Origin of the sequence: Mucilaginibacter corticis (assembly GCF_007558865.1) — a bacterium.
GTDB lineage: Bacteria > Bacteroidota > Bacteroidia > Sphingobacteriales > Sphingobacteriaceae > Mucilaginibacter > Mucilaginibacter corticis.
The window spans coordinates 502,070-521,516 of the sequence record NZ_VLPK01000001.1 but is presented as its reverse complement, the minus strand read 5'-3'; the positions used below and the strand labels follow the sequence as shown (position 1 = coordinate 521,516).

Below are 19,447 nucleotides of genomic sequence, written 5' to 3'. Positions count from 1 at the left end.
TTTGTGAGTTATTCGCTTCTTAAACTCTTTACAGGATTGGCCAGTGCTGCTTTAACAGATTGAAAGCTTATGGTAATTACTGCAATGAATACCGATGTTACAGCTATAAAAACAAAAACGCTTAGCTTAATATCTATACGGTAAGCAAAATCTTGCAGCCATTTATTCATGGTATACCAAGCCAATGGCCAGGCCAGTAAATTTGCCAGTAAAACAAGTTTTAAGAAATTTCCGGATAATAACAGTACAATATTTTGTACTGATGCGCCAAGTACTTTGCGTACGCCAATTTCTTTTACCCTTTGCTCGGCCGAGTAGGAGGCAAGGCCAAACAAGCCCAGGCATGATATCATGATAGCCAAGCCGGCCAGTATGCCCACAATTTTGCTTACTTGGTTATCGGCTTTATAAACTTCATTAAAGTGGTCATCAAGAAATTGATATTCAAATGGCCTGTCGGGGAAATTTTTATTCCAAACCGATTGGATAAAGGAAACAGCTTCGCTTGCTCGTTTGCCATTTATTTTTACCGATAACTGGCTATAGCCCCATTCGCGCCTGTAGTTAATAAACAAGGTTTCTATTTTATAATGCAGCGAATTGAAGTTGAAGTTTTTGCAGATCCCGGTAATTGTCCCTAATGAATCCATCCCAAAGCGCTGACCAATCAATGCCGACATCGGTGTGTTTTTCGGCATCTCTTTTAGCAACTCGTGCGCTAATTTTTCATTAATAATATATTCACGACCCGATGCGCCTTTTTCGGTCGAAAAATTGCGCCCTTCTAATACTTTAATATCAAATAGTTTAAGATAGTTGTTATCAACTATTAAACGGGTTAACCCAAAATCTTTAGCCGGGCCGGTTGATGGCCTGAAGGTTACACCGCTTTGATCAAGGTGGCTGCCCAGCACATCCTGCGCGGCGGTAACATCTTTTATTAACGAGTTGGCCAATAGCTCTTGTTTGATAAGGTCATACTTGGAATCGGTATTACCATTTAGCGGAACGGTAACTACCTGCTCACGGGTAAAGCCGGGATCTTGTTTTTGCATAAAATGCAATTGCTTCACTACAAAAACGGTTGCTATCATCAGAAATACGGCACTGGTGAACTGGCCTACAACCAATATGTTCCTGAATGTTCCCTTGTTCTTACCCGTTTCAACACCGCCCTTTAATACCTTAATTGGCTGGAATGATGAAAGATAAATAGCCGGGTAAATTCCGGAGATCAAACCCACTACGATAGTAAAACCAATAATAAAAACACCCTGCAAGGGATTTTGCAAAAAGTTAAGGCTCAACTCACGGTCGCTTAACTGGTTGATATAGGGTAAGGATACCCAAACAATGATCAAGGCTATTACCATGGCAATAACTGCCAGCAAAACCGTTTCGCTCAGGAACTGAATAGCCAACTCATAACGCCCGGCACCGATCGACTTACGTACGCCCACTTCTTTGGCCCGCTCGGCTGAGCGCGCGGTTGACAGGTTCATGAAATTTATGCAGGCGATAGCCAAAACAATAAAGGCTATAATGGCGAACAGGTTGGTTGATTTTTGATCAAACTTCCTGAAGTTGATATAATCAAGCCCGATATCAGAAGCGCCGGCATGAATATCCTTTAAGGGAAGCAGAAACAGTTGGATAACTTTCTTTAGGTTTTGATCGTTCGAATATTTGGTCAGGTATGCAGGAAACTTAGCCTCCAGTTTTTTTATATCGGTACCCGGTGCAAGCTCTACGTAGGTATCCAGCCAATTGCCGCCCCAGTTAGCCATCAGATCGGCAGGTTTGGCACTGGTGCTGATTGGATAAATCGCGTCAAATTGCATCTGCGAGTTCTTTGGCACATCCTTTAAAACGCCGGTAATTGCAAAATTGATGGTATCGCCCTTATTGTCGCCATAATGGGGAAGGGTTTTCCCCAATACATCAGTAGTGCCGAATAGTTTTTTCGCGGTAGCTTCAGTAATTATGATGCTGTTGGGTTTTTGAAGCGCTGTCTTGCGGTCGCCGCTGATCAAGGCAAAATCAAACATTTGCAGGAAAGTCGAATCTACTGCGAAGATCTGTGGAAGGTACAGCTTCTTGTCGTTGTATGTAAAGGCAAATTTATTGAGCCATCTTACCCGGGTGAAATTTTCTACCTGTGGGAACTCATGCTTTAAGGTAGGGCCCATAGGCGACATGGACAGCCCCACTTTTTGAGCGGCCATACCCTGAAAGGTTTGCACCTCGTTTAAGCGGTAAATATTTTTGGTATGGAAATTATCAAAGCTTTTTTCGAAAAAAACAAATAACATAATAACAATACAGGCGGCCATACCCACTGCAAGGCCGGCAATGTTGAGGGCTGAAAAAACCTTGTTTTTCCAGAGATTTCTCCAGGCTGTTTTAATGTAGTTTTTTATCATGACTTTGATTTTTACATATGTTTATTCGCTTCTTAAACTTTTAACCGGGTTTGTAACTGCCGCGACAGTTGCCCGGTAGCCAACAGTTATGGCCGCTATAATAAATGTGGATGCTATTGACAATAAGAAGATACTTGGGCCGATAGAGATCTTGTACACAAAATCTTTTAAATAATTATTCATGGCCCACCAGGCTATTGGCGCAGCTATAAAAAATGCTATAAGCAATAGCTTACAAAACTCCTTGCCAAACAGCCATAGAATATGTTGTATGGAAGCACCCAAAACTTTGCGTACGCCTATCTCTTTTGTTTTGCGTACGGCCATAAATGATACCAAACCGTATAAGCCTAAGCAGCCTATTAATATGGCAATCGCGGCAAATGCTTCTATCAGTTTAAGCAAGATGTTATCCATTTCATAAAACTTAGCTATGCTGTCATCTAAAAAGCTGTAAGAATAAAGTTCATCCGGGAAAGTGTTGTTCCAGATTTTCTCGATGGATGCAAGCGACGAATTTGCGCTGTGCATATTGATCTTTAAAGCAACGTTTGAATAGCTATGATAGTTAGGCGAGATACAGATCGGCGAAATTTCTGTATGAAAAGAATAGTTATAAAAATCTTTAACTACACCAACTATTGGCGCGGTAGTATGGTGGCCATCAATACTTAAAATCTTACCGATCACGTCTTTTGGTTTCAGGTTCAATTTTTTGACAAAAGTTTCATTTACCAATAATTCACGGGTGGTGTCAGCTGCAAAGAAATTACGCCCTGCTACCAATTTTAACCCAAATAATGACAAGTAGTTAACATCGCCGGCTTTAACATTTATGCCCCCATGCTCATCTTCGGCACGGTGGTCAAAGTTTACACCGGTAGTACTGTTTGACTGCGATGCGGGCGCCGAGTAACAAAGCGTTGCTTTTTCGACACCGTTTACTTCGTTAAACCTGTTTAACAATGTTTTCATTTTTGACAGATCATCAGTTGGCAGCGGCACCATTACAATGGCATTTTTGTTGAAACCGAGGTCTGTGTTTTGGGAATAATGTAATTGAGCCACTACGATAATAGTACCGATGATCAATACCTGCGAAATAGAGAACTGAACAACAACTAGCACCCTGCGCAAGGAAAAGCCGCCGATATGTTTTTGTGATAATTTGCTTTTTAAAGCCAAAATAGGCTGGAACCGCGCCAACACCAAGCCTGGGTATGACCCTGATAAAAAAACCACGATCAAGATGATAATAAAAATAAACGGCGCAAGTAATGCCCAGTTAAACTGCATCTTTGACTGGAAGAGATTATTGATCAGCGGCAAAGAAACTTCGGCCAGTATTACCGCGAAGAAAGTAGCCACCAATGTGATTAAAGCAGTTTCTGCTATAAATTGCCAGAATAACTGACGCGGCAAACTACCTAATACTTTGCGGATGCCTACCTCTTTAGCCCGATTAAGCGCCTGCGCTGTAGCCAGGTTAACAAAGTTTACGCAGGCAGTTATAATTAAAAACAGGCCGATAAAAAACAATGCCCATAAATATTTACGGTCAGCATAGCCATCCAGATCGGCGTTAAAATGGATGTCAGAAAGCGGCTGTATTTTAAAGTTCCACACTTTAGCGTCGCGGCCTTTAAAATTCATTTTTACGAGTTGCGCCAGCGCGGCATTCACCCGTTCAACGCTTACATTGGGTTTCAACAGGGTAAATGCCTGGCTTCCGCTGTAAACACCACCCCAGGCATCTTCATGACGTTTATCCGTGTACTCGTCCAAATTAGCGTATGATACATAGATCTCCTGCTTACGGTCCGTATTTGCCGGCAGGTCCTTCAATATTCCGGTGACGGTAAAACTGATCTTATTGTCCAGGCGGATAGTGTTACCTATAACATCACTTGTGCCCCAATATTTTTTGGCGATATTTTCGGTTATTAATGCCTGATTGGGTTTGGCGAGGATATTTCTCTTATCGCCTTGTATCAGCGGGAAATTCAGGATATCAAAGTATTCAGGTTCGGTAAATGCTACACCGTCTTTTTCTTCAAACTTTTTGATGTCCTTACCGGGTAGTGAGATAAGGGTACCTGAATAACTAATGATCCGTGCAGTTTTTTCGGACAAATTAAAATTAGCCCGGTATGCTTTACCCAAAGGTTGAGGTACTGCGCTGGCCATGCCTACGGTTCCGTCATGCCATTCGGTATAAAAACGGTAGATCCGGTCGGGATTTTTATGAAAATTATCAAAGCTTAAATGATAACTTATCAGCGTAAATATTAATATGCCGCAGGTAACACCCAGCGCTAAGCCTGTTACACTTATAAATGCGTATGCCTTGTTGCGTTTTAAATTGCGCCAGGCTATTTTGAGATAATTTTTGATCATGATCGGGATAATTTTATTCGCTTCTTAAACTTTTAACCGGATTTGCCAGGGCGGCGGTAATGGCCTTATAACCCACGGTTAACCATGCTATTATTATTGATGCCGCTATGGCCAGTATAAATACAGTTGCTGATAATGGAATACGGAACACAAAATTTTGCAGCCAGCTATTCATCATGTAATAAGCAAGCGGTGTAGCAATTAAAAAAGATACGGTAATGAGTGCCATAAACTCTTTTGAGAACAGGTAAACAATACTGCTTATAGACGCACCTAATACTTTGCGCACACCCACTTCTTTGGTGCGCTGCACCACCATAAATGATACCAGCCCATATAAACCAAGGCATGAAATAAAAATGGCTATCATGGCAAATATTTTATAGATCAATGCCAGTTGGTTTTCCTGTTTATAAAAGTCTGCTATGTTTTGGTCAAGGAAATAGCCATTATAGGCATATTCAGGATAAGTTGTTTCCCAAGCTTTTTGTACAGAGGCTACCGTGCGCGATAAATTGCGGGTATTTAATTTAACCGCTATTTCGCCTTGTTCCTTCTTGTCCTGTATAATTATTGTTGGTTTAACGGCTTCGCGTAAGGTGTTGGTCTTAAAATCTTCAACAACGCCAACAATAGGGTGCCATTTACCGCCGCCTATTTTTATTGTTTTACCTATAATGGCATTGGCATTTTGTATGCCCAGTTTTTTTGCAAAAGTTTCATTGATGACAATCCCCGATGTGGTGTCTTTTTGCGAATAAGGCTGCCCCGCTTTAAAGCGCAGGCCAAAGGTTTTAAAATAATCGGCATCGCCAAATTTCATGTACAAGTGATAGTTTTTGTCTGTGCCTGAATTATCAAAGTAAAAGTTTGCCGACCAGTTATTTTGGGATGAGGGTTGGTCTGATATAAAACTCACCGATTTTACACCTGGATTTTGCAAAAACATTTGTTTAAAACTGGCCGACTTTTGCAAGCTGATACTATCTGTACTGCCCGGAATAATTAACACAGCTTCTTTATTAAAGCCCAAGTCGGCGGTGTTTACAAAGTTCATTTGCTTAACTGCCACTATGGTGCCGATAATTAGCAATTGTGAGATAGAGAATTGCGTTACCACCAACACGCGGCGCAATGGTACACCGCCTACAGATGCGGCAGTTATCTTGTTTTTAAGCGCCAGCACCGGCCTGAAGCCTGATACAACCAACGCCGGGTATATGCCTGATATCAGTACAATGGCAAGTGTCATTAATGATAAAAATATAACGGATCCTTCTGATATCAGGTTAATATCATCAGGCACGCTTGCGATATTCTTTAAATAGGGCAGGGCCAGTTTGGCTATACCTATCGCTATTATTAGTGCGAAAATCACAATTAATCCCGTTTCGCCTATTGATTGCTTGATCAATTGCACACGGCTGCTGCCTAATACCTTACGGATACCCACCTCTTTAGACCGGCCAACCGATTGCGCGGTAGACAAATTGATAAAGTTAATTGAGGCCATTAAAATGATAAGTACGGCTATAAATGATAGCGTACGGATAGTAGCTTTATTTGTGATATGATCGCCAAGGGTGTTGCCAAAGCGGGTATCAAAATGCATATCAGACAAAGGTTGTAACAGGTGAAACCTTGTTTTGGCCTCATTTTTCCCGTAATGTTTTTGAGTAAATATTTTTAGCTGCGTATTTATGGTACTTACAGATTGGTTGTCTGGCGGCATCATGAAGATCTCATGGTTACTGCTGTTATTTCCCCAGCTATCTTCAAGATCATATTCTGCTAAGTGCGATTTTAATGTGGAGTAAGACACCAATACACGTAAGGGCAGATCGGTATTTGACGGCACGTCTTCAATAATACCCCCAACCTTTAAAGTAAGCCGGTTATCCATACGGATAACTTTACCGCCGGCATTTTTCCAGTCGCCAAAATACTTGTTAGCTGTGCTGCGGTTAATAACAACCGTGTTTGGAGCTTCCAACACATCGGCACCGCCGGATAGCCATTTGTATTTAAAAATGTCAAAGAATTGTGGTTGTATAAACAATACACCCATGTCTTCGGTGAATTTTTTATCAGCACTGCTAATTGTGGTATTGTTTGTATTTGCCGGAACGGTTATCTGGCTACCGTAGCTTGTCTGTACGGTTGCAAATTTTGAACCCGGGAAATCAACACGCAAGGCCTCAGACATTGGGTAAGGAATACCCGGATAAAACTCTGTAACATCGCCTGATTTTTGCTGCATCACAACCCGGTATATTTTATTGTAGTTGGGCTGAAACTTATCATAGCTTAACTCAAATTGTATCACTACAAATATTAAAAGGCAGGCAGCAACACCAATAGCTAAACCTGCCACATTAATTGCCGAGTAAGCTTTGTGACGTACGATGTTTCGCCAGGCTATTTTGAAATAATTTTTGATCATGATGAGATAGTCTTATTCACTTCTTAAACTTTTTACCGGGTTTGTTAAAGCTGCTTTAACTGCCTGGAAACTGATGGTTGCCAACGCGATCAACAGAGCTGATATGCCTGCAAACGGAATTATGGTCCAGCTTAACGAAACACGGTACGCGTAATCCTGCAGCCATGTATTCATAGCATACCAGGCTATTGGCCCTGCTATCACCAATGATATGATCACCAGCAATAAAAAATCTTTTGACAACATGGTGGTTATGCTTACAACACTTGCGCCCAATACCTTACGGATGCCAATTTCTTTAACCTTTACCTGCGCAGTGTAGGTTGCCAGGCCAAACAAGCCAAGGCATGAAATAAATATGGCAATGCCCGCGAAGATGTTGAACAGCGCGCTGGTGCTTTGCTCGGTTTTATATATGTTATTAAAATCTTCGTCTAAGAATTTGTACTCAAAAGGAGGGTCGCCGTGGTTATATTGCTCATGGTAGCCTTGTACTAATTTAATGGCAACCGCTGCATCTTTACCGGTGGTCCGTACAAAGAGTTGGCCCGATTTTGCGGTATATGTAAATATGGCCGGCTCAATGGCTTGTTTTAATGATGCAAAGTGAAAATCTTTAACCACGCCAATGATGGTACCATCGGTTTGCCATAGTTTAAAACGTTTGCCGATAGGGTTTTTTATGCCGGCCTGGCGTACGGCGGTTTCATTTAAGATAAAGTGAGCGCTGTCTGCTTTTTCGCCGGTAAAATTACCACCCGCTACAAATTGAACTTTAAATACATTGATGAAATTTTTATCGATAAAAAAGGGATGAATGATCATGCTGGCATCTGTAGGTTTGCCATCCCAATCGGTATCCCCGGTTGATGAACCGCCGCTAACGATGTTGTCGCCAACTGCCACACCCGATATTTCTTGATGGCGTAGCAATTCTGCTTTAACGGCTTCCTGATGCGGGAACATGTTATCGCCCATATTTACTGAAAAAACATGGTCACGGTCAAAACCTACTTGCGTGGTTTGGATAAAATTAAGCTGACGGTTAATAACAAGTGTACCAATGATCAACCCGATTGAAAAAGCAAACTGGCATACTACCAGCACTTTTCTAAATGCTCCGCTGCCAACAGCAGTACTTCTGCTTCTTAAAGCATCAATGGGTTGAAATGACGATAACAGAACTGCAGGATAAATACTTGACGCAGCCAATGTAGCCACAATGGTAGTTCCTATTACCTTCCAGACGCCGGCACTAAATAAATTAAACTGCATTTCTTTACCGGCGATGCGATTGTATACCGGCATGATAGCATAAATGAGTGCGAAAGACAGAGCTAGGGCGATCAGAAAACATAAAACTGTTTCAAAAACGAACTGAAAAAACAGGTGCTTGCGTTCTGCACCGATGATCTTGCGTACGCTAACCTCTTTACTGCGTAATACTGACCTGGCGGTTGATAAGTTGACATAGTTGATACAGGCGATCAATAAGATCAATATGGCTACAATGGTAAATATTTTAACGATCTGCGCCCCAGAGGATGTTCCGTCAGGATTATACAAATGCACATCGGCCAAAGATTGTAATTGATAAACCCCGTCAGTAGGTTTGATGCCTTGTTGAAGCTTCATGTGTATGCGGGTTAGTTTATCTGCAATTGATGTGGTTGACGCATTAGGTTTGATCAGCAGATAAGTTTGGGTGTAGTAATTACCCCAATCTTCGTCCATTGCTTTCCACATGCCTTTGCCATCGTATTCTTTCGCTTTAGCTTTCATGGAGAAAAGCATACCCGCCTGGATTGATGAGTTGGCACGCATATCTTCAATAACGCCCGATACTGTATATAGATCTTTATTATTGGCTGTTAAAACTTTACCAATAGGGTCTGTGTCGCCAAAATATTTCCTTGCTTCGCTCTCGGACAAGATTACAGACTGATCATTAGGAAAAGGCTTTTTTGCATCACCTTTCAATAGTTGGTAATCGAACATGGTGAAAAAAGAATTGTCAACAAATTTCATCGGGGTATTTACCCTTATTGTTTTGTTTTGATAAGTGAATTTACTGTATTTCCAAACGTCGATAATTCTTACTGCGCTTTCTATATTAGGTACTTCTTTTAAGGCATAAAAAGCTACAGGTGGTTGCACGCCACCCCAAACCTGTTTGCTTGCGCCGGCACCAATAGATGCGTTTACTTTATAAATACGATCTATTTTAGTGTTGAATTTGTCATAGCTGGTTTCATCCTGCACCCAAAGCAGTATCAGTAAGCCAACAGCTAAACCAACCGTAAGCCCTATAATATTTATAGCGCTGTATAATTTCTTATTAATAATGTTTCGCCAGGCGATCTTGATATAATTCTTTAACATAATATATGCTCATTAAGTAATTCGCTATTTTCTATTCACTACTCACCATTCACTGTTTTATTCGCTTCTTAAACTTTTAACAGGGTTTGCCAGCGCGGCTTTTATTGATTGGAAACTTATAGTAATAAAGGCGATCAATATCGCGCCTGCCCCGGCAAGTGCCACTATCCACCATTGGATATTTGCGCGGTAGGCAAAGTCTTGCAGCCACTTATTCATGGCCCACCAGGCAACCGGCGAGGCGATACAAATGGCGATGATAACCAGCTTTACAAAGTCGGCAGATAACATGCCTATAATGGTTGACAGACTTGCGCCTAATACCTTGCGGATGCCTATTTCTTTAGTACGCTGTTCTGTTGCGTAGGCTGCAAGGCCGAAAAGGCCCAGGCAGGCAATTATTATTGCCAATGTGGTGAAAATCATAAAGATAGAGCCTACACGTTGCTCTGCACGGTATATCGAGTCAAAATCCTTATCCATAAATGAATAATTGATTTCTTGGTTGGGCGATAGTTGGGCCCATTTGTTTTTTACCTGCGCTAATAAGGCGGGAATATTGGCTGAACGGAAACGGATACTTAAAGTGCCATCATTAGGTTCAAGCATTAAAAACATGGGCGTTATATTTTCGCGTAACGATTTAAAATTGAAATCTTTAACTACGCCAATAATATGGTATTCTTTTAGGCGTGTCATTTTGTTGTCTTCGGGTTCATACATTTTTGCACCAACAGGGTTTGAAAATGCAAGCATCCTGGCAGCAGTTTCATTGATGATCACGCTGTTTGAATCGGTAGGCATCTGATCAGAAAAATTCCGGCCGGATATAATTTTCATTCCCATGGTAGGGATGTAGTCTGCATCTATAGGCCATCGTTGCGGAAGTATACCATTCTTTTGATCGGGAACCGGGCTTTTAAAAAAGCTGGTGCTGCTCTGAAATCCCCCGGTTGGCAACGCGCTGGTCAGGGTAGCATTTTGTACACCGGTTAATTGTTTGATCTCTTGTTTAAATACCTGTGAACTACTGCCAAGCGTGGACACGTTTTTTACCAATAAAATATGGTCGCGGTTATAACCGAGGTCCCTGTTCTGAATATATTTTAGCTGATTATAAATAACCAATGTACCTATGATCAGAAATATAGATATGGCGAACTGGAACACTACCAAAAAGCTTCGCAGCCTGCCGCCTTTAAATCCGGCTGCAAGTTTGCCTTTTAAGACTTCTATAGGGTTAAAACCTGAAAGAAACAACGCCGGGTAAGACCCCGCAAGCGCGCCAATAATGATAACCATGGCAAACAAAACCGGAACAAGCCAGCCTAATATTTGCGGCGTAACAGTAAGTTCTTTACCTGCAATTTGATTAAAATGGGCTAGAAATAACCAGGCCATTACCAAGCCGATAACAGCCGCTGCAAGGGTTACAATGACAGATTCAGTTAAGAATTGTGCAATAAGATATTTACGCGGCGAACCTAAAACTTTACGCACGCCAACCTCGCGGGCCCGGTTGGTAGAACGGGCGGTAGACAAATTCATGAAATTAACGCAGGCAATCAGCAATATAAATATGGCTATAGCCGAAAATATGTAGACGTACCTGATATTGCCGTTAGCATCTATCTCTGAAAGCTTGTTTGAATACAGGTGTATCTTTTTAAGCGGTGTAAGGTTTAGCCTGTAGTAATTACCGCCTTTTTCAAAATCGTCAAAGGTTAAATGTAAAATGCTTTGCAATTGCGGCCCGGCCCGGTGGCGCATAAAGCTTGATAACTTGGCGTTTAGCTTATCAGCATCCGCACCTTTTTTTAGTAATATGTAAGTTTGAAAGTTATTGCTGAACCACATGTCTTCTTTGCTTTCGTCAAGGCCCGGCATGGCTACAAAAAAGTCAAAATTAAAATGCGACTGGTGTGGTATGTTTTTAATTACTCCGGTTACTTTGTAAGGTGTGTTATCGTCAAACGTTAGTGTTCGGCCAACAACATTGGTGCTGTTAAAATATTTTTCGGCTGTTCTTTCGGTGATAACAACGGTATGCGGCTCCTTTAAAGCATTGGCCTTATTGCCGTATATCATGGGTAAAGTAAATACGTCAAATATGTTAGGGTCGGCATAAACCATCATATCCTCCTGGATGTTTTGGTTACCCTTTTTTACTTTAAAGCCGCCCTTTACCCTAAACCTTGCCGCTTGTTCAATTTCTGGGAAATCGGTTTTCAGCGCAGCGGCAGTGGGCGCCGGTGCCACAGCGTACGATGCTTCATTACCGCCAAACCTTACGTCGGTATTGACGCGGTAAATATTATCGATGTTTTTATTGTAAGTGTCATAGCCTAATTCGTCAGATACATAAAATACAATAAGCAGGCACGCAGCCAGGCCTAACGATAAGCCTAAAACATTAATAGCTGTAAATCCTTTGTTCTTTGACAAAGAGCGGATGGCGGTTTTTATGTAATTCCTGATCATAATAATTAAATTATTCGCTGCGTAAACTTTTAACGGGGTTTGCCAACGCGGCTTTTAGTGCATGATAACTTACTGTAGCCACTGCTGTTAAAATGGCGGTCATACCGGCAAATGCAAACATCCACCACGATATATTTATGCGATATGCAAAGCCTTGCAGCCAGTTATGCATGGCCCACCACGCTACTGGCGACGCGATGACGATGGATAATATCACCAGCTTTAAAAAATCGGCAGACAGCAAGCTGTTGATAGACCCTATACTTGCCCCCAACACTTTACGGATCCCAATTTCTTTTGTGCGTTGTTCTATGGTAAACGCGGCAAGTCCGAACAGGCCTAAGCTCGCCAGCGCTATGGTGATGTAGGTAAACACGCTGAATATGGATGAAAGCCTGTCTTCGGCCTGGTACTGCGCGTTAAAAGCATCGTCCATAAAAGTGTAATCAAATGGGGTATCAGCATCATACTTTTTATAAAGCGACTGTATCTTACCCAGTAAAGTAGGTAAGTTGGTATGGGCTTTTATTTTGGCGAACAGGTTGCAGCCATCTCTCTTAAAAAAAGGAAATTTGGCAGGTGGTGTAAATAGTATCAACGGCGATATTTCTGACTGTAATGAACTGTAGTTGAAATCCTTTAATACACCAATGATCTTAAATTTTTGATCGCCCGATTGCAGATAGCTGCCAACAGGATCAACCGGTAAATGAAGTTTTGCAATAGCTGCTTCGTTGATCACTAAGCGATCCATGCCGGCAAGTCTTTCGCCGGTCGCTGGGGCGTATTTCCATTTTAAGCCAAGAGTTTTTATCAATTGATCGTCTCCCATCCAGGAAGCGACCATAGTTATATCGTCTTTTGTTTTGCCGTTGATGGAAACCATATCATAGCCGTGAAACATGCTATGGTGCGAGGTTGCCACATTTTCAATGCCGCTTAATTGCGCTACATCTTGCTTAAATGCATTATAATTGTTGCCAAAGGTGTTGTGCACAGGGATCATTACCACGTTGTCGCGGTTTATGCCAATGTCTTTATGCCTGAAAAAATATAACTGCCGGTCAATTACTATCCCGCAAATGATAAGCCCTACAGACAGCGCAAATTGCAGCGTAGTAAATACTTTACGCACAGCTACGCCGCCGGTAGCTTTGCTCATTTTTCCTTTCAGGGTGGCTACTGGTTTAAAGGCAGACAGTATCACTGCAGGGTAACTTCCCGCAATTAAAATGGTGATGATGAAAAGAACAGCCAACAGTATTAATACCATTGGGCTATATAAAAAAGAGCTATCAATTTTTAGTTGAAGCACATTTAAAAACCAGGGCTTAAACGCGTAACAAAGCACATAGCCTAACACAAATGACAGCGTAGTAAATAAAGCCGATTCCACATAAAACTGTGCTGCGATGGTTTTACGGCTTGCGCCTGATACTTTACGTACCCCAACCTCTTTTGCGCGCAAAGTTGCCCTTGCTGTCGAAAGATTCATATAGTTTGCCAATGCCAGTAATAATATCAATACGGCAACCAGCGGGAATATTTTAAGGTATTTTAAATTTGATGAATCGCCGAAATTGCTTTTAAGGTGAGTGGTGGATAGGGCAGAAAGCGAGTAATGAACTTTATCAAATGTTTTGTCCTGTTTTGCCATCAGGTCGAGGCTGCGTCTCAATGTCGCCGTATCCGAAGCATGGTTAAGTAAAAGATAAGGTAAAAAATTACCAAAGCTGATGTCTTTTGTACCGGTATACAGTTTAGCCTCTTTCATTTGAAGCAGGCTTTGATTTGAGGTAACAAAGCTATATTTGATAGATGAATTTGACGGGTTGTTTTCTGCTACGCCGGCAACCTGGTAAGTAAATGCGCTGTCTGTTTTCAGGACGATAGTTTTACCTATGGGATTTTCATCGCCAAAATATTTTTTAGCCATATCTTCAGATAATACCACTGTAAACGGCCTGTCAAGCACATGCTGTGCACTGCCTGATAGTAGCTTGAATGAGAAAAAACTAAAGAAATTCCCATCGGCAAATAGCAGGTTCTTCTCAGAAAACTTTGCGTCCGGTTTTTCGGGGTTACTGGCAATAACCGGTTTAAAATAAGCCATGGTGCGTGTGTAGTCTTTTACAACAGGCTGGCGTTGTTTAATGATTTCTCCGGCAGCATAACTCATGTATTCCATGTTCATGGTATTGCCATTCATGGTAAAAGATTGCTGCGGGATAAAGATCCGGTCGGCATTTTCGTGAAAACGGTCATAGCTCATTTCATGGGCCACATACATCATGATCATCATGCAAACGGCAAGGCCTACTGCCAAGCCTGATATGTTAATGAAACTGAACAACCGCTGACTTACCAGGTTGCGCCACGCTATTTTGATATAGTTCTTTATCATACTATAGATCTATTAAATGACTCACTACTCAACATTAACTATACACCAGTCAGCACTCACCATATTATTCACTTCTTAAACTTTTAACGGGATTTGCCAATGCTGCTTTTAGGGTTTGATGAGCAGTGGTAAACGCGGCAATAACCAATGACGACGCAATAGCCACAAAGAATATAGATGGGCCTATGCTGATGTGATAAGCAAAGTTTTGCAGCCATTTATGCATAATAAAATAACCCAATGGCGCGGCAATTAAAAAAGCGATGACAATAAGCAAGGCAAATTCGCGGGTAAATAACCCGACTATACTGTGCAGCGGCGCGCCTAGCACTTTGCGTATGCCCACCTCTTTTGTACGTTGCGATGCGGCAAAGGCTATCAGACCGTATAATCCCAAACAACCTATCAGTATGGCAATGCCCGCGAATAGCTGGAATGCTGTATAAACCTTCTGTTCCTGCGTATACATGGCCGCTATGTGCTCATATATGAACTCGTATTTGAATATATTATCCGGAAAAAGCTGGTGCCATTGTTTACCTATTGCCGCTATGGTAGCAGGCATATTTTTGGCTTGCAGGCGAATGCTGGCGTTAAAAAATCCGCGGGGTACATATTCTAAAACGCAGGCTCTTCTTTTTTTATGTTTTGACTCGCTTTGAAAATCCTTAACCACACCAATTACCGTAGCCATATCACCGCTTACATTAATGCGTTGGTTGATCAATTTTTGCGGATCCTGAATGGCCAGGTCATGCATCAGGGTTTCGTTCACTACTACTTTATGCAGGGTGTCACTTTCTGCTTTACGGGTGATTTTTTGACCGGCCAGCATAGTAAGCCCGAACATATCAGTATACTTTTCGTCTATGAATTTGATCTCGGTAACATTGTTTTTCGGAAAGCCCAGGGCCGCGGCAGAGAAAGGCGACCATGAATCGTTGTATGACGGCGCGCCTGACGACATGCTGCATTCTTTTACCCCCGGCAAACTGGTTAACTCTTGTTGAAATACCTCACGTTTTTCAGGCATGGGCATGTTAACCGATATCACGGCATCTTTATTAAAGCCAAGGTCCTGGTTCCGAAAAAAGTCCATCTGGCTGGCTACTATCAGCGTACCTACTATCAACATCTGCGATATGGTAAACTGCATTACTACCAAACCCTTGCGTAAGGTTAAGCCGCCTGATGTAACGCCCGAATTATTCTTGAATGAGTCTACCGGTTGAAAAGCCGATTGTACAAAGGCAGGGTAAAGGCCCGCGCACAAGATCACGATTATAGTTATCGCGGCAATCCAGCTCAATACTTCAGGCTGTAAGATCTGATCCGGAGAAATATCTATAGACATCCAGGCGTTTGCCTGCGATAGGAATAAGGCACAGATACCTACGCCCAGCAAAACGGATATCAGCACCATCACGGTTATTTCGCCCATAAACTGGTTGATCAGTTGCGGGCGGCTTGCGCCCAGTACTTTGCGTACACCTACTTCTTTAGCACGTTTAATAGCGCGTGCTGTGGCCAGGTTAATAAAGTTGATACAAGCCGTGATGATGATCAATAACGCTACACCGATCAAGGCATAATAAGTATCCTTTGAAGTAGGGGTGATGATGTTGTTAATATATCGCTGGTCAAAATGGACGTCTTTTAAAGGCTGCAACGGCATCACGACATCGGCACCTACATCTTTACCCCAGGTTTTTTTAATATAATCAGGCATCTGCTTTTCAAGCGTGTGGATGGAGTAGTTTTGAGGGATGACGATATACGCATAACTGCCACCTGCAATATTCCAGAAATGGGCTGCCATACGTTTAAATTGATCCTGGTAGGTATTTAATGACAGGATCATTCCCACGGGCAGGCTGGTGTTAGCCGGCACATCTTTAATAACGCCGGTGACCTTGGCGTTTTTGTCGCCAAAGTTGATCAGTTGGCCCATTGCATTATTGTGAGGAAAATATTTTTTAGCGAGGCTTTCAGTTAGCACTACACTGTTCGGATCAGACAATGCGGTGTTATGATTGCCGGCCAGCCATTGATAGTCAAATAACTTATCCAATTCACTATCACTCATTAACAGGTTTTTTTCGGCAAAGCGATTTTCGCCTATCTTAATATTGACATCCTTCTGATAAAAAACTTGCGTGGCATGCTCCAGTTGAGGAAAATACGTACGCATGGTAGGGATGATACCCATGGACACATTAGCATTGTAATCAAGCGCATGCAGCGTAACACGATAGGTGCGGTCGGCTTTGCTATTGTGGCTGTCATACCCCAACTCATTAAGCACGATCAGGAAAATAGCCAGGCATGCTGCTACGCCAAGCGTTAAACCAAAAACATTTAGAAACGTGTAACCCAGGTTACGGCTGATATTCCTGAAGGCTATTTTAAAATAATTTTTGATCATGGCTTTATGGTTTATTATTCTGTACGTAAACTTTTTATGGGATTGGCAACCGCTGCTTTAATGGTTTGCAGGCTTACAGTAATAAGTGCTATTAGCAGAGCCGATAAACCGGATATGGCTAATAACCACCATTGGATAGTTATGCGATAAGCAAAATCTTGCAGCCATTTTTGCATGATATAATAAGTAACCGGCGATGATATCAACACAGCAATACAAACCAGCTTTATAAAATTAAGGGACAACATCTGCGCAATATTGTACACGCTGGCACCTAACACTTTTCTGATACCTATTTCTTTGATCCTTTGCTCGGCAGCGTAGGCAGATAACCCGAACAACCCAAGGCATGCAATCACAATGGCAAGCACTGTGAAGATGATAAAGATCTTACCCATACGCTGTTCGGTGCGGTAAATAGCATCAAAGTCGGTATCCATAAAAGAGTAATCGATCTTAATGGCTGGAGCAAATGACTTCCATTTGTTTTCGATCTTTGAAAGCAGGCCGGAAATATCGGCTGTATTTACTTTGATACCTAAATTCCCGTTATTCCTGTTCAGGAACATGACTACAGGGGTAACATTTTCGCGTAGCGAACTGAAGTTAAAATCTTTAACAACGCCTATAATGGTAAATGCTTTTAATGAATTATTGTCTGCTGGTCTGTACAATATTTTGTTTACAGGGTTAGCATACCCTAAAAATTTAGCAGCCGTTTCATTAATTACAACCGCGTCCGAATCGGTTGGCATCTTGTCAGAAAAATTACGACCTGCAACCACTTTCATGCCCAGGGTTGTTATATAATCATTGTCAACCTGCCATAGCTGCGGCATAATAGTTTTTTTAGGATCTTTTGATTGATCTTTAAATATTGCATCGGCAGCACGTGCGCCAGAGGTGGGTAAAAAACCGCTAAGCGTTGCGTTCGCAACTTCAGGTATTTGTTTAATTTCTTGTTTGAAAGCACGGGCCTTATTACCCAACTCATAACTGTTTTTAACTACAAGTACCTGGTTACGGTTATAACCGATGTCGCGGTTTTGGATATATTTAAGCTGACCATAAATAACCAGGGTAGCGGTGATCAGGAAAATAGATATAGCGAACTGAAATATCACTAAAGAGCTGCGCAGGTTGCTGCCTTTAAAGCCATTTGCCAAAGTACCTTTTAATACGTTGATAGGGTTAAATGCCGATAAAAATATCGCCGGGTATAATCCTGCCAAACTACCAATTGCTAACACACCAACAAATATTGCAGGTATAAGCCAGGTTAACACGCCGATGTTTAAGGTGATATTTTTGCCCGACAGGTTATTAAATGCAGGTAAAGCTATAATCACTATTACCAAAGCGATAATTGCGCTTATCAACGTGATCAATATCGATTCGGTTAAAAACTGACCGATAAGATAGCTGCGCGCTGACCCTAATACTTTACGTACGCCAACTTCTCGCGCCCGGTTGGCGGAGCGGGCGGTAGATAGGTTCATGAAATTTACGCAGGCAATAATTAAAATAAACAACGCTATCGCCGAAAATATGTAAACATATTGGGCCGAGCTGTTGGCTTCCATTTCGCCAACCAGGTTTGAGTGCAGATGTATAGCTGTTAGCGCCGTTAAACTGAGCCTAAAATGACTGCCGCTTTTTTCAAAGGCATCAATATCACCTCCGGTGGCGTGTTGTATGTCGGCAGCAGCGTAATTGCGCAGCAGTTGCGGAAACTGTGCTTCCAGTTTTTTAGGATCGGCACCCTCGCGAAATAAAATATAGGTATTGTAATTGCTGCTTATCCAGTTATTTGATCGGCTGCCGTCCTGGGTAGCCAGCGACTCCAAAAAGTCAGCATGAAAATGCGACTGCTTGGGCATGTCATTGATCACCCCTGTAATTTTAAGGATTTGGTTGTTTTCAATAGTTAAGGTCTGGCCAACTACATTTAATTTGTTAAAATATTTTAATGCTGCCGACGCTGATAATACAACAGTATTAGGCTCGGCTAAGGCAGATGATCTATCGCCATATATCATAGGCAAAGTAAATACGTCAAATACCGATGCATCTGCAAATACAACATCTGGTTCGGGAATAGACTCGGTTCCTTTTTTTACATGAAAGCCGGTTGGCCTTAACCTAACCGTATTCTCAACCTCGGGGAAATCATGCTTTAAGGTTTTGGCCAGGGGCGGCATGGCAACGGCAAATTGCATTTTATTGTCGCCAAGTTTAAGGTCTTCATTTACGCGGTACATGCGGCTGGCTTTTTCGTTGTAACGATCATAGCTTAGCTCATCAACCACATATAAAACAATCAACAAGCAAGCTGCCAGACCAAGGGCCAATCCTAAAATATTAAGCGTAGTAAATCCTTTATTTCTTGAAAGGCTGCGCCAGGCTATTTTAAAATAATTCTTGATCATGATTTGAATGGTTTTAAACTTCCATTGGCCCTTTCCGCAAGCGGAAAGAGCCATGAAGCAACT

At 41.9% G+C, this 19,447-nt stretch carries 8 protein-coding genes; all 8 read right to left on the bottom strand.

Going from position 1 to position 19,447, the window contains the following annotated elements; all coding sequences use genetic code 11:
• Window positions 1-8: 8 nt before the first annotated feature.
• Window positions 9-2,423: an ABC transporter permease gene (locus FO440_RS02300; protein ID WP_144246608.1), complete on the bottom strand. Its 2,415-nt coding sequence runs from the start codon at window positions 2,421-2,423 to the stop codon at window positions 9-11.
• Between the two features lie 21 nt (window positions 2,424-2,444).
• Window positions 2,445-4,820, bottom strand: a complete 2,376-nt coding sequence (locus tag FO440_RS02295) for an ABC transporter permease (RefSeq protein WP_144246607.1) — start codon at window positions 4,818-4,820, stop codon at window positions 2,445-2,447.
• Window positions 4,821-4,833: 13 nt separating this feature from the next.
• Entirely contained in the window at window positions 4,834-7,263 is a 2,430-nt protein-coding gene (locus tag FO440_RS02290) for an ABC transporter permease (RefSeq protein ID WP_144246606.1), read from the bottom strand.
• Between the two features lie 12 nt (window positions 7,264-7,275).
• Window positions 7,276-9,645, bottom strand: coding sequence for an ABC transporter permease (locus tag FO440_RS02285; RefSeq protein WP_144246605.1), 2,370 nt, complete (start codon window positions 9,643-9,645; stop codon window positions 7,276-7,278).
• A gap of 57 nt (window positions 9,646-9,702) precedes the next feature.
• Window positions 9,703-12,126 carry an ABC transporter permease gene (locus FO440_RS02280; protein ID WP_144246604.1) on the bottom strand — a complete coding sequence of 808 codons (2,424 nt, stop codon included), beginning with the start codon at window positions 12,124-12,126 and terminating at the stop codon, window positions 9,703-9,705.
• A gap of 10 nt (window positions 12,127-12,136) precedes the next feature.
• The gene (locus FO440_RS02275) at window positions 12,137-14,530 is read right to left on the bottom strand and encodes an ABC transporter permease (protein WP_144246603.1); all 2,394 of its coding nucleotides are present in this window, start codon (window positions 14,528-14,530) and stop codon (window positions 12,137-12,139) included.
• 64 nt (window positions 14,531-14,594) lie between these two features.
• Window positions 14,595-16,955 carry an ABC transporter permease gene (locus tag FO440_RS02270; protein WP_144246602.1) on the bottom strand — a complete coding sequence of 787 codons (2,361 nt, stop codon included), beginning with the start codon at window positions 16,953-16,955 and terminating at the stop codon, window positions 14,595-14,597.
• Between the two features lie 14 nt (window positions 16,956-16,969).
• A complete protein-coding gene (locus FO440_RS02265) occupies window positions 16,970-19,384 on the bottom strand; it encodes an ABC transporter permease (RefSeq protein WP_144246601.1) in 2,415 nt (804 codons plus the stop codon).
• Window positions 19,385-19,447: the final 63 nt, after the last annotated feature.